Source organism: Nitrospira moscoviensis (assembly GCF_001273775.1).
Taxonomy (GTDB): Bacteria; Nitrospirota; Nitrospiria; order Nitrospirales; family Nitrospiraceae; genus Nitrospira_D; species Nitrospira_D moscoviensis.
The window spans coordinates 3279943-3292624 of the sequence record NZ_CP011801.1 but is presented as its reverse complement, the minus strand read 5'-3'; the positions used below and the strand labels follow the sequence as shown (position 1 = coordinate 3292624).

Sequence of the window (12682 nt, the reverse complement as noted above, 5' to 3'; positions counted from 1 at the left end):
TATGAAAGACGTATTCGATGGCAAAACCGTCCTCATCACAGGCGGAACCGGCTCATTCGGTAGGGCCTTTGTCGAAGTCTTACGCGCGCGTCCGGTACGAGAAATTCGTATCTTTAGCCGCGACGAATTGAAACAAGAATTGATGCGTATCGAATTCGGGGATCCTCGTCTGAAGTTCTATATCGGCGACGTGCGGAATCGAATGAGCGTCGACGACGTGATGAAGGGTGTGGATTTCGTCTTCCATGCCGCCGCGTTGAAGCAGGTGCCGTCGTGCGATTTTTTCCCGATGGAAGCCGTGTATACCAACGTGTACGGCAGCCACAATGTAGTCGATTCGGCGATTAAACATGGCGTAACCAAGGTCATATGCCTGAGCACCGACAAGGCCGTCTATCCCATCAATGCCATGGGGATGACGAAAGCGCTGATGGAAAAGGTGACACAGGCTGCGGCCCGGGTCAGCGGGGAGGGACCCACTATTGCGAGTGTGGTGCGGTACGGCAATGTGATGTACTCCCGTGGCTCGGTCATTCCCCTGTTCGTCCAACAAATCAAAGAGCGGAAGCCGTTGACGATCACGGAACCGACCATGACGCGGTTTCTCTTGCCTCTTCGCGAGGCGGTCGATTTGGTCTTGTTCGCCTTCGAACAAGGCCGCCAAGGAGATATTCTGATTCGTAAAGCCCCGGCCTGTACGGTCAGCGATTTGGCCGACGGGCTCAAGCGCGTGTTTGATTCCGATGTTCCCGTCAAGGTGATCGGCATGCGGCATGGTGAGAAGTTGTACGAAACGCTGGCCACGCGGGAAGAGCTGCGCCGCGCCGAGGACATGAAGGACTACTATCGCGTCGCAATGGATACGCGTGATTTGAACTACAGTAAGTACTTCACGGAGGGCGATGTGCAGGAAGCGGAATGGGAAGATTATACGTCGCACAACACGCAACGGCTCAATGCGAAAGAAGTCGAAGCGCTGCTGCGCACGTTGCCCGAGATCCAGAAGGAGTTGGCCGGATCGGCGTAGCCGACGATGTCCGTTATCGTAGTGACAGGGGTAGAAGGTTTTCTGGGATGGCACGCGAGAGTGCATTTTCATCCGCACGGAGAAAGGCACGTCCTTGGGCTGTCGCGCCAGGATCTCTGCGACGAGGCGCAGCTGGAGCGCGCCGTACGGAAGGCCGACGCGGTGATTCACTTGGCAGGCGTGAATCGGGGCGCGGATGAGGAGATTGAGCACACCAATGTAGATTTGGCTCGGCGGTTGATTGCATCCTGTGACGCCGCCGGGGCGCGTCCTCACATTCTGTTCGCAAACTCCACGCATCGCGATCGGGACACGGCGTACGGGCGGTCCAAGCGGCGCTCTGCCGAGTTGTTGACAGAGTGGAGCGTCAGAATCGGCAGCATCTTTACGGACGTCGTCATCCCGAACGTGTTTGGCGAAGGCGGTCGGCCGTTCTACAACTCAGCGATAGCGACATTTTGTCATCAGTTGGCCTCTGGAGAGGAACCACGCGTGATCCAGGACAGTGAGCTGGAATTGATCCATGCGCAGGACGTCATGCGGCATATCAGAAAGGCGATCGAAAACCGAATCTCAGGAGATCTGCGGCTGACGGGACATCGGATTCTCGTTTCCGAGTGCCTGGGTAAGCTCGTGCTGTTCGATAAGGCGTATCGTGCCCATTTGGTCCCCAACCTCTCCGACGACCTCGATCTGGACCTATTCAATGCGTACCGGTCATATCTGTTTCCGAAGTTTTATCCAGTGAAACTGCAGCTGCATGCCGATGCCCGTGGAAACTTATTTGAGGCGGTCAAAGAACGTAGCGGCGGACAATGCTTTATCTCGACGACCAAGCCGGGTGTGACGCGAGGCAACCATTATCACACGAGAAAGGTCGAACGATTTCTTGTCCTGAGCGGACAAGCCGTAATTCGATTGCGGAAGCTGATGTCGCGAGAGGTCGTCGAGTTTCCGGTGAATGGGGCTGTGCCTGAATACATCGATATGCCGACGTTTCACACGCACTCCATCACGAATATCGGCCCTACGGACCTCATGACTCTCTTTTGGGCGCACGAAATTTACGATCCACAACGTTCCGACACCATTCGGGAGCCTGTGGAAATATGATGAAAAAGATGAAAGTCATGACGTTCGTAGGCACGCGCCCGGAAATCATTCGGCTCTCCCGGGTGTTGGCCAAGCTGGACCAACACACCGACCATTGTCTGGTCCATACCGGACAGAATTACGATTATGAGCTCAGCGACGTGTTCTTCAAAGAGCTTGGCATCCGTAAGCCCCGGTACATGCTCAAGGCTGCGGGTCAGACAGTCATGGAAACCATCGGCAACATTCTCATCGCAGTGGATCCCGTACTGGAGAAGGAGTCGCCGGATGCTGTGCTCGTTCTTGGTGATACCAACAGCTGTCTTGCGGTAATTGCGGCCAAACGGCGCAGGATACCGGTGTTCCATATGGAGGCGGGTAATCGCTGTTTTGACCAGCGCGTTCCTGAAGAATTGAACCGGAAAATGATCGATCACTTGAGCGATGTCAATCTGACATACAGTGACTTGGCTCGGGAGTATCTTTTGAGAGAAGGTTTGCCGCCAGAGCGTATCATCAAGACCGGCAGCCCGATGTATGAGGTGTTGAGCCATTATCGGTCTCGGATCGCGCAATCCCAAGTCCTGAAGGCACTCCGTCTGAAACCACGCGACTATTTCGTGGTCAGCGCCCATCGCGAGGAGAACGTTGATTCCCCGACCCAGTTCCGTAAGCTGATCGACCTCCTCGATTCATTGGCGGCCTCCTTCCGTCGACGCGTCATCGTCTCGACACATCCAAGAACGCGTGCGCGGATCGAGGCGGCCAAAATCCAATTATCCCGTTTGGTGGAGCTGCACAAGCCGTTCGGCTTGTTTGATTACGTCCGCCTGGAAATGAACGCCATCGCGGTCTTGTCCGACAGCGGGACGATTACGGAAGAATCGTCCATCTTGAATTTTCCCGCTCTGAATATCCGCGAAGCGCACGAGCGTCCTGAAGGCATGGAAGAAGGCGCTGTCATGATGACCGGCTTGGAAAAAGAGCGGGTGCTACAAGCGCTGACGATCTTGGAAAAACAGCCTCGTGGTGAACAACGTGCGTTGCGGATAGTGCGGGATTATGATGTGCCCAACGTATCCGAAAAAGTGGTTCGCATCATTCTGAGCTATACGGACTATGTAAATCGTCTCGTTTGGAGTAAATAGGAACGTGGCCGGACGAATTTTGGTTACGGGTGCGGCCGGTTTCATCGGAAGGAATCTCGTTCCAGCGATAACTCATAACGGCTATACAGTCCGAGTATATTGTCATTCTGCCCTGTCCTATCGTGAAGACATTGGCTGCGAAGTCATTTGCGGCGACCTTCGCGATCCCCTGGCAGCCAAGCGCGCGGTCGAGGGATGTGAGGCAGTCGTCCATCTCGCCGGGAAGGCGCATGCGGTTGATGAGAGATCCGGGAATGACGGTGAATACGAATCTATCAATGTTGAGGGAACTAGGTATTCGCTGGATGCCGCGGCTGCGGCCGGGGTTCGGCGGTTTATCTTTGCCAGCAGCGTCAAGGTATTCGGGGAGACGACGGACGGGTGCGTCGATGAGTCGCAAGCGCCGGCTCCTCAGTCGGCGTATGCGAAATCCAAATGGGCTGCTGAGCAGTTGGTCCGGGAATATGCGGGACGATATAGATTCTCAGGCGTGTCTCTTCGTTTGCCGATGGTGTATGGCCCCACCGAGAAGGGCAATTTGTTCAGGATGATCGAGGCCATTGATCGCGGGCGCTTTCCGCCGCTCCCCCGGCTCTCGACCGTGCGCAGCATGCTGCATGTCGACAACTTTACGCAGGCGGTGGTGCAGTTGCTTCAATCCGACAAACCGCTCAAGGATTGCTACATCGTCACGGATGCAAAGCCGTACAACGTCACAACGATCTATGAACAGCTGTGTGCGGGGCTTGGAAAACCGGTTCCTGCTCGGCGCGTCCCGCTGTCGCTGCTGAAGATGGGTGCTATCGGAGGCGATATCGTTCAGGGGGTCACAAGGCGGCCATTCCCCTTTACATCCACCAGTCTTTCGAAGCTGATCGAACCGGCTTGGTACAGCTCTCAAGCTCTCGCCAACGACGTGGGATATCGACCCTCCCTGTCGTTTGAGGATGCCGTGCCCGAACTCATTGCCTTTTACCGCCGTTTCACCTCGCGCCCTAGGGCTTCAGCGTGAAAGCGGCGCAGTGGCGAGGACGGACCAGTGAGAAATGGTGACGGTCGGTCGTGAGGATCTCACGGATCCGCAAACGTTCTGCGTTTATTGACGAGCCGGACGTGGATTGCACATAATGCGATCGCTCGATTGACCCGAAAAGGCCCGGATGCGCTGGCTGGATCGGCAATGTGACGCACTCACAGGTGCGCGCCGCCATCGTCGCTGATCGGGTCTCCAACGCTGTCCCGGCTTCGTGCCATCATTTCACATCGTGAGTATTGTTATCGCCCCCTGCATCGTGTTTTTGTTCTCCTGGTGGCTGACGCGGCGCCTCTGCGACCAAGAGTCTGCCCTCCACCTGCTCGATCATCCCAATGAACGGTCCCTCCACGATAGGCCGACTCCTCGGACCGGCGGTCTGGCGGTGCTTCTCAGCGCCGGCGTCGGGTTTGGACTCATCCTGTTAAGCGATGTCGTCACGCTGAAGTCGGTTGATATGTGGATCATGGGCGCGACGGCCGTATTGGCGGCCGTTTCTTTCTGTGACGATCGATGGGGCCTGCCGCCGCTTCTGCGGTTATGTATCCATGTCGCCGCAGCGATCGGAGTGGTTGTCGGAGGGGGGCTGGTGTTGGAAGCCATCTCCGTGCCGTTTGCCGGAGAAATCAGAATTGGTTGGGTGGCCTTGCCCGTGACCGTCCTGTTTCTAGTGTGGATGACGGACTTGTACAACTTCATGGACGGAATGGACGGGTTCGCGGGCGGCATGACGATGCTGGGCTTCGCCGTGCTCGCCTATTTCGGTTGGCAGTCCGGGAATCCGTTCATTTTCGTCACGGCGTCGGTGTTGTCCGCCGGGGCGGCGGGCTTTCTTTTCCATAACTTCCCACCGGCGCGGATCTTTATGGGCGATGTGGGCAGCGTGCCCATCGGCTTCTTGAGCGGCTCCCTCGCTGTGCTCGGTATGCGGGAGCGAAGCTTCGATCTGTGGGTTCCCTTGGTGCTCTTCTCTCCCTTTGTCGTCGATGCAACGATGACGTTGATCCGGCGCACGTGGAAAGGGGAGCGCATTTGGGAAGCCCATCGCACCCATTATTACCAGCGATTGGTGCTCGCGGGATGGGGCCACCGGCGAACGGTCTTGGTCGAATACGGACTCATGTTGCTGTGCGGCGCCTTGGCCGTTTTGTATCACGGGGGAACGGAATGGCAGCAGGCCGGCGTCCTGTTGGCGGTCGCTGCCGTCTATGGCGGCGTTATCGTCGGCGTCCAGTTGGTGGAGCGAAGAGTCCGATCATGAACGTGCTCGGCAGCGCCTCCGTCGATGCGACTCCCGTATCAGGCCAGTTCACGGGCGCCGCTTCCCGGTATGTGACTGCGGCCGTTCGCGCGCTTCTCTGGATCTATGTGGCGTCGCTGCCGTTTCGCCCCTTGCTGTTTGTCGAACGACACGCCTTTATTCTGCTCCTCGCGCTGCTCGTAGGCTGGTCGCTGGTTCACAAACGGTTGTTCTGGAAACCGACCGCGTTGGACATTCCGCTGTTGGCCTATGTTTCCTGGATCGCGTTGAGCATCCCCTTCGCGCAATTTCCAGCCTATAGCCTGAAAGAATTCGGCAAACTCCTCCAGGGCATTGTGATCTTTTATGCCGTGCTGTATTTCCTTCGCGATGCAGCCGGCCGCCGGAACCTTCTCTATCTTATGGTAGGCACGACCGGCCTGATTTCGATCTACGGGATCAGCCAGTTCGATCCGGCAAACCAGCAAGCCATGAGATCCTTCTTGCCGGCGGAAGTGTGGCTGACGACCTATCTCGTCCTGCTCATCCCGCTCTGTGTCGGGGCTTCCTCTGCCGGCGAACGACCCTGGATGCGTTGGGTGGCGGGGGGTGTCGCTGCGAGCGCCATCATCTGTTTAGTCCTCGTCCGATCGCGCGCCGGGGCCGTGGCCTTGTCCGCCGAATTGGTTCTGATGGCATGGCTGTTCCGCCGGTGGAAGCACGTGGTGTTCGCGACAGTCTCCGCCCTTGTTCTGATGGGGGCCCTCTGGCTCGTGAGCCTGTCGAATGTGACGTTGCCGGGCACGAATGGCGGCACAATTCCCATGAATAAAAATGTGGGTTCGATCATTCACCGGTTCGACATTTGGAAATTCATGCTGGGTGAGATTCAGAAGCATCCGGTGGTCGGCATCGGCTACGGAAAGGATAATTTCTTGCTCGTGTACGGCCAGGAACCGGAAGAAGTTGAGCCGGGACACGTTCGAGTGAAAAATGCCGGGGCTCACAATATTGTCCTCTACCATGCGCTCCACGTGGGAATCCCCGGAGCGTTGCTGTTTGTCTGGTTGATGGTTCGTGCTGTCAAAACTTTATGGATTGGGGTACAAGGAAGCTCGGATCAGCATTCCTATGGTATGGCAGCGGCTATTTTTGTCGCTGTCATCGGAGGATTGATCCGATTTCAGTTCGATCTCATGCTCGTGGGGACGCTGGCGGTCTTGTTCTGGGTTCTACTGGCAGTCGGCATGCTGTATGTGCCGAAACAGCCGGCCACCGCGAATGAACTGATATGACGCTGAGAGTACTTGCAGTCAGGCTATTCCAGACTGTCGGTGGACGGTACGGCAACGTGCTGCTCGCCTACCGCGCGTGGTTGGTCTTCGGCGTGCAGTGGTTGTTGATCGCGTTGGCCAACGCGACGGCGTTCGCGTTGCGGTTCGATGGAGCGGTCCCTTCCGAATACGCCGCGATCGGTGTGAAATCCCTCCCCATAGTCCTGTTGGTGTTCGGCTCCTCCCTGTGGGTCTTCGGCATCCAGCGAGGGTTGTGGCGCTATGTCGGCTTGCACGATCTCGGCAGGATTTTGTGGGCGTCCGTCGCGGGCGTCGCGGTCGTATACCTCGTGCTGCACGGCCTCCTCGGGTGGACTCAGTATCCACGGTCCATCATCATTCTTACCGGCCTCCTCAGCGGGTTGTACCTTGCCGGCATCAGGCTGGCTGTTCGTTGGTTCCGGGAATGGATTCGGATTGCGGGTTCCAATGCTCGGCGCGTGCTGATCGTCGGAGCCGGCAATGCGGGGGAGCTGCTCGTTCGCGACATGCTGACGGACAACCGCTACCACTATCGTCCGGTCGGCTTTGTCGATGACGACCCGGTGAAGCGGCGAGCGAAAATCCACGGCGTGCCGGTGATCGGAACGGTGAGTGAGATCGCCGCCCTGGCGAGGCGATGCCAGGCCGACGAGGTGATCGTGGCCATCCCATCCGCGACGACGAGTCTCAAGCAGAAGATTTTGGCCGCGTCGGAGGGGTGCGGGGTGCCGATCAAAGTCCTTCCCAACGTGAAGGAGTTGCTGGACGACCCCGCGTCGCTGGCTCGGATCCGCCCGATGAGTCTGGAAGACCTGCTGCAGCGTGAGCCGATCCGGATCGACCGGCAAGAGTTGCATCCGTTGTTGGAGGGAAAAACGGCTTTGGTGACGGGGGCCGGAGGCTCCATCGGCTCTGAGCTGTGCCGCCAGATTGCGCAATATAAACCCGCGTCGTTGGTCTTGTTCGAGCGCTATGAGAACGCGTTGCACACGTTGTTGTTGGAATTGCGGGCGGCGTTTCCTCACGTGGGCGTGCTGCCGGTGATCGGAGATGTCACGATGCCGGAGCGGGTCGAGGAAGTCTTCAAGCAGACCAGCCCGGACATCGTCTTCCATGCGGCCGCCCATAAACACGTGCCTCTCATGGAGTTGAATCCGAAGGAGGCCGTCCGAAACAATGTCCTGGGCACGCGGGTGGTGGCCGAAGCGGCGGTGGCGGCCGGAGTCGATCGCTTCGTCTTGATCTCCACGGACAAAGCCGTCAATCCGTCGAGCGTCATGGGCGCGACCAAGCGGATTGCCGAGCACGTGATTCGGGGGCTGGGCCGGCAAGGATTGACGAAATTCACCGTCGTCCGATTCGGCAACGTCCTGGGGAGCAACGGCAGTGTGGTGCCGCTCTTTGCCGAACAGATCCGCAAAGGCGGGCCGGTGACCGTGACCCATCCCGACATCAGGCGTTTCTTCATGACGATACCGGAGGCCGTCCAACTGGTCCTGCAGGCCAGCGTGCTTGGACAGGGCGGCGAGGTCTTCGTCTTGGATATGGGCGAACAAATCCGCATCGCGGACCTGGCTCGAAACATGATTGTGTTATCTGGACTGGTGCCCGGCAAGGACGTGAACATCATCTACACCGGTCTGCGGGCCGGGGAGAAGCTCTACGAAGAGTTGTTTGAGGAGAGCGAGCAGGCGCAGCCGACGGCACATGCGAAAGTGAATCGCGCCGTCGGGGCCCCTCTGCAAGCGGACGATCTCGAACAGTGGATCGGTGAGCTACACCGCAGACTTTCGGGGATGGACGAAGAGGAACTGTTGCAGGACCTCAAACGATTCGTGCCGACGTTTCAACCCTCATTACCCCAGCGCGTATCTTGACCAACTCCTGGGCTACAGTCCTAAAGTAGAGCAACCGATACCAATGATGCACAGCAGGGGGTATCGAACATGAAAGGCGTCGTCCTGGCGGGTGGGTTGGGCACGCGGCTGTTGCCGCTCACCAAAGTCACGAACAAGCATCTGCTGCCGGTCTACAACAAGCCGATGATCTTTTATCCGATCCAGGCGTTGGTGAACGCCGGAGTGACGGAGATCATGCTGGTGACGGGCGGGAACAACGCGGGCGATTTTCTCCGCTTGCTGGGAAACGGGAAGGAGTTCGGCCTCAAACATCTGGACTATACCTATCAGGAAGGCGAGGGCGGGATCGCCGACGCGCTGCGTCTGGCCGAGCACTTTGCGGACGGGGATTCCATCTGCGTGATCCTGGGCGACAACATCATCCAAGGCAACGTCGCGAAGGCGGCGCAGCAGTTCATCAAGCAAAGAGCCGGCGCGAAAATTTTGTTGAAGGAAGTCAAAGATCCGCAGCGGTTCGGGGTGCCGGTGCTGCAGGGTGATCGCGTGCTGAAGATCGAAGAAAAGCCGGCCGACCCTCAGTCGCCGTATGCCGTGACCGGGATCTATTTTTACGACGCCCAGGTGTTCGACTTCATCCGCACGTTGAAGCCGTCGGCGCGCGGGGAGCTCGAAATTACCGACGTCAACAACGCCTATATCCAAGCCGGGACGCTGACGTGGGACGTGCTTGAAGGCTGGTGGACCGACGCGGGCACGATCGAGTCGCTCTACCTGGCCAACCAGCTCGTCAGCCAGACGGGGGCGAATAGGATGGGGTAAAGGGGTACGGGGGGTAACGGGATAACAGAGATAGAGGGATAGGCGGGATAGCGGGGCAGGGCATAAAGAAGAGGCATAGGATAAGGATAAGAAAATCGGATGCATTGGAAGGACCTCGAGGTCTGGAAGCTGTCACATGAAATGGTGCTGGAGGTCTATAAGCTCACGCGGTCTTTCCCCGAGTACGAAAAGTTTCGGCTCACCGATCAATTCTGTAGAGCAGCTTGTTCTGTTCCCGCAAACATCGTTGAAGGAAATGCCCGGCATTCAAGGAAGGAATACATCCAGTTCCTGACTACCGCGAGAGCGAGTCTTGAAGAGACTCGATACCATGGCTTGTTGGCCAGGGATCTGGAGTATATGCAATCGTTGGACTATGAGCAGTTCGAAGCAAAAACGGAAAGAATCAGCAGGATGCTGAATGCATTCTTAAGGTCACTAAAGGCCAAAGACAAACATGCATAATACTTCTGTTACCCCGTTACCCCCTTACCCCGTTACCCCCGAGGATTCGCGATGCGAATCCTCGTAACCGGCGGAGCCGGTTTCATCGGATCTCACCTCGTCCGGCGGTTGCTTCGTAATGGCCATTTTGTCGTCAACCTCGACGCGTTGAAGTACTCCGGCAATTTGGCCAATCTCGAAGATGTCAAAAGTCATCCGCACTATGTTTTCGCGCACGGCGACATCTGTGACCAGAACCTCGTCGCGTCGCTGCTCAAGGAGCATGCCCAGGACGGCGTCATCAATTGCGCCGCCGAAACGCACGTCGATCGCTCGATTCTCGACCCCGGCGCCTTCGCAAAGACCGACGTCGTGGGCACGGGTGTCCTGCTCGAAGAAGCCCGCAAGGCCGGCGTGAGCCGGTTTCTTCAAGTCAGTACGGATGAGGTGTACGGCAGCGTCGAGAGCGGCCACTCGACGGAGGACGACCGACTCGCTCCGCGCAGTCCCTATTCGGCAAGCAAAGCGGGCGGCGACGTGCTGGCCTTGAGTTACTGGACGACCTACCAATTTCCGGTCGTGGTCACGCGCGGCAGCAACACGTATGGTCCGAACCAATACCCCGAGAAGTTCATTCCGCTGTTTATCACCAATGCCATCGACGACCAATTGTTGCCGCTCTACGGCGATGGGCGCCAGCGCCGCGATTGGCTGGCGGTGGAAGACCATTGCGCGGGCATCGAGCATGTCTTCCTGCACGGTCAGCCGGGCGAGGTTTACAATATCGGGGGCGGTAATGAACGAGCAAACATCGACGTGGCCGAACAGCTGTTGGCCTACCTAGGGAAGCCCAAAAGCCTTATTCGATTGGTCCAAGACCGTCCCGGCCACGACCGCCGCTATGCCGTCGATTGCGCCAAATTGAAGCGCCTGGGGTGGCGGCCGGCCGTTTCATTTGAACGCGGACTGAAAGAGACGGTGGAGTGGTACCGGACCCACGAGTCCTGGTGGCGCCCCATTAAATCGGGAGAGTTCCGTGCGTATTATGAAGCGCAGTACGGCAAGCGGCTCAGTGGGAGTAGAGGGGTAATGGGGTAAGCACCTCGCTACCCCGCTATGCCGTTAGCCCTCTAGCCCTCATTCGACGATGCGTATCCTGATCACCGGCGCCCATGGTCAACTTGGTTCGGCGCTCCAATCGGCGCTGTCGCAGCATCAGTTGATTCTCAAAGACCTGCCGGCGTTCGATCTTTCGAGTCCCCGTTGCGAATCTGAGATCGTTGACGTAGCGCCCGACGTCATCATCCATGCCGGCGCCTATACCGACGTGGATGGGGCCGAGCGGGAACCGGACCGTGCGAAGGCCGTCAATGTGACGGGCACTGAGCAGGTCGCCAAGGCGGCGGCGCGAACGGGCGCCCGGCTGATCTACATGTCCACGGATTATGTGTTCGATGGCGCGAAACGGACGCCGTACGAGGAAACGGACTCGCCCCATCCGCTCAATCAGTACGGGTTGACCAAGCGGCAAGGGGAGCAAGCCGTGTTATCGTCCGGCGCAAAAGCCCTGGTGGTTCGCACGGCTTGGCTGTATGGAATGCAGGGAAAGAACTTTGTGAAATCCATCATGCGGGCGGCTCAGGAACAACCCGTATTGAACGTCGTCGACGATCAGCGCGGCTGTCCGACCTATGCGGGCGACCTTGCGGACGCCCTCGCCTCGTTGCTCGATCTTGATGTCGAAGGCGTCTTGCACGTCACGAATCGCGGTGACTGTACCTGGCACGAGTTCGCCCAAGCCATTGTGCAGGAAATGGGACTCACGGTGCCCGTGTTGCCGATCACCACCGCCCAGGCCGGCCGCTTGGCGAAACGGCCGGCCTATTCTGTTCTGAGCCATAACCGCCTGGCAGCTCTGGGTCAGGTTCTTCCTGATTGGAGACAGGCCTTGTCACGCTTCGTGCGCCTCCAACGCGCTCCTCTTGCAACCTCCTCATAGTTTCCTGCCTTCAGTCCGGTCCCCATATTAAATCCTTGACCCTCGCGGTGGTGAATGCTTTTATAGAACCACGGTTACTCTTTCTTCCGAGAGGGCGCAGGATGAAGCGACGATCTCCATCAGGCTCCGCACATTCCAAGAACGCGCTTCTGCGCGTGCTCAAGGGCATCCGTCTGTTCGCGACGGATGTGGACGGCGTGCTGACCGACGGCGGCATGTACTACTCGGAAGCGGGCGATGAGCTGAAGAAGTTCAATACCCGCGACGGTATGGGCATCAAGCTGCTGCAGAAGGCCGGCGTCATCACCGCGATCGTCACGCAGGAGCGCACGAAGCTCGTGGCCCGGCGCGCGGACAAGCTGACGATTCCCGAGCTGCATCAAGGCGTGATGGATAAACTCTCTATGATCCGCGAGATGGCGGATCGCTACCGGTTGTCGCTCCAACAGGTCGCCTACATCGGCGATGATATCAACGATCTCGAAGCCCTCTCCGCCGTCGGATTTTCGGCCGCGCCAGCGGACGCAATGCCCCGCGTCAAGGCGGCGGTAGATTACGTCTGCGAGAAAAAAGGCGGCGAAGGGGCGGTCCGGGAAATCGCCGAGATGATTTTGGAAGCCCAAGGGGCGGAGTTCGAGGTGCGAGGTGCGACATCAGAGGTTCGACGTTCGAGGTTCGAAGTTCGAAGTTCCCGGAAGCGATAGA

Annotated in this window: 12 protein-coding genes; all 12 read left to right on the top strand. The window is 58.1% G+C overall.

The window, feature by feature from the left end:
• The first annotated feature begins 1 nt into the window (after position 1).
• The 12 genes from NITMOv2_RS16020 (at position 2) to NITMOv2_RS15965 (ending at position 12681) form a co-directional block, all read left to right on the top strand.
• Positions 2–1027 (top strand): polysaccharide biosynthesis protein, encoded by a 1026-nt coding sequence (locus NITMOv2_RS16020; protein WP_053380823.1) that lies wholly within the window; start codon positions 2–4, stop codon positions 1025–1027.
• Positions 1028–1033: 6 nt separating this feature from the next.
• Positions 1034–2140, top strand: a complete 1107-nt coding sequence (locus tag NITMOv2_RS16015) for a polysaccharide biosynthesis C-terminal domain-containing protein (RefSeq protein WP_053380822.1) — start codon at positions 1034–1036, stop codon at positions 2138–2140.
• Positions 2140–3267, top strand: a complete 1128-nt coding sequence (gene wecB / locus NITMOv2_RS16010; protein ID WP_053382121.1) for a non-hydrolyzing UDP-N-acetylglucosamine 2-epimerase — start codon at positions 2140–2142, stop codon at positions 3265–3267. Before NITMOv2_RS16015 ends, wecB begins: the two co-directional genes overlap by 1 nt.
• Positions 3268–3271: 4 nt before the next feature.
• Positions 3272–4279 (top strand): NAD-dependent epimerase/dehydratase family protein, encoded by a 1008-nt coding sequence (locus tag NITMOv2_RS16005; protein WP_053380821.1) that lies wholly within the window; start codon positions 3272–3274, stop codon positions 4277–4279.
• A 253-nt stretch (positions 4280–4532) separates the two neighbouring features.
• Positions 4533–5561: a glycosyltransferase family 4 protein gene (locus NITMOv2_RS16000; protein ID WP_145976381.1), complete on the top strand. Its 1029-nt coding sequence runs from the start codon at positions 4533–4535 to the stop codon at positions 5559–5561.
• On the top strand, positions 5558–6835 hold the full coding sequence (locus tag NITMOv2_RS15995) for an O-antigen ligase family protein (protein WP_053380819.1): 1278 nt from the start codon (positions 5558–5560) through the stop codon (positions 6833–6835). The genes NITMOv2_RS16000 and NITMOv2_RS15995 overlap by 4 nt, the downstream gene beginning before the upstream one ends.
• Complete coding sequence (locus tag NITMOv2_RS15990) at positions 6832–8733, top strand: polysaccharide biosynthesis protein (RefSeq protein WP_083448104.1); 1902 nt, start codon at positions 6832–6834, stop codon at positions 8731–8733. Before NITMOv2_RS15995 ends, NITMOv2_RS15990 begins: the two co-directional genes overlap by 4 nt.
• A gap of 69 nt (positions 8734–8802) precedes the next feature.
• Positions 8803–9534 carry a sugar phosphate nucleotidyltransferase gene (locus NITMOv2_RS15985; RefSeq protein WP_053380818.1) on the top strand — a complete coding sequence of 244 codons (732 nt, stop codon included), beginning with the start codon at positions 8803–8805 and terminating at the stop codon, positions 9532–9534.
• Positions 9535–9633: 99 nt separating this feature from the next.
• A complete protein-coding gene (locus tag NITMOv2_RS25135; protein WP_053380817.1) occupies positions 9634–9999 on the top strand; it encodes a four helix bundle protein in 366 nt (121 codons plus the stop codon).
• Between the two features lie 51 nt (positions 10000–10050).
• A complete protein-coding gene (rfbB, locus tag NITMOv2_RS15975; RefSeq protein WP_053380816.1) occupies positions 10051–11076 on the top strand; it encodes a dTDP-glucose 4,6-dehydratase in 1026 nt (341 codons plus the stop codon).
• Between the two features lie 49 nt (positions 11077–11125).
• Complete coding sequence (gene rfbD / locus NITMOv2_RS15970) at positions 11126–11977, top strand: dTDP-4-dehydrorhamnose reductase (RefSeq protein ID WP_053380815.1); 852 nt, start codon at positions 11126–11128, stop codon at positions 11975–11977.
• Positions 11978–12078: 101 nt separating this feature from the next.
• A complete protein-coding gene (locus NITMOv2_RS15965; RefSeq protein ID WP_238590368.1) occupies positions 12079–12681 on the top strand; it encodes a KdsC family phosphatase in 603 nt (200 codons plus the stop codon).
• Position 12682 lies beyond the last annotated feature (1 nt).

Coding starts and splice junctions, on each gene's coding strand:
- NITMOv2_RS16020 (WP_053380823.1), top strand. CDS start 2: ATGAAAGACGTATTCGATGGCAAAACCGTCCTCATCACAGGCGGAACC.
- NITMOv2_RS16015 (WP_053380822.1), top strand. CDS start 1,034: ATGTCCGTTATCGTAGTGACAGGGGTAGAAGGTTTTCTGGGATGGCAC.
- wecB (WP_053382121.1), top strand. CDS start 2,140: ATGAAAAAGATGAAAGTCATGACGTTCGTAGGCACGCGCCCGGAAATC.
- NITMOv2_RS15995 (WP_053380819.1), top strand. CDS start 5,558: ATGAACGTGCTCGGCAGCGCCTCCGTCGATGCGACTCCCGTATCAGGC.
- NITMOv2_RS15990 (WP_083448104.1), top strand. CDS start 6,832: ATGACGCTGAGAGTACTTGCAGTCAGGCTATTCCAGACTGTCGGTGGA.
- NITMOv2_RS15985 (WP_053380818.1), top strand. CDS start 8,803: ATGAAAGGCGTCGTCCTGGCGGGTGGGTTGGGCACGCGGCTGTTGCCG.
- NITMOv2_RS25135 (WP_053380817.1), top strand. CDS start 9,634: ATGCATTGGAAGGACCTCGAGGTCTGGAAGCTGTCACATGAAATGGTG.
- rfbB (WP_053380816.1), top strand. CDS start 10,051: ATGCGAATCCTCGTAACCGGCGGAGCCGGTTTCATCGGATCTCACCTC.
- rfbD (WP_053380815.1), top strand. CDS start 11,126: ATGCGTATCCTGATCACCGGCGCCCATGGTCAACTTGGTTCGGCGCTC.
- NITMOv2_RS15965 (WP_238590368.1), top strand. CDS start 12,079: ATGAAGCGACGATCTCCATCAGGCTCCGCACATTCCAAGAACGCGCTT.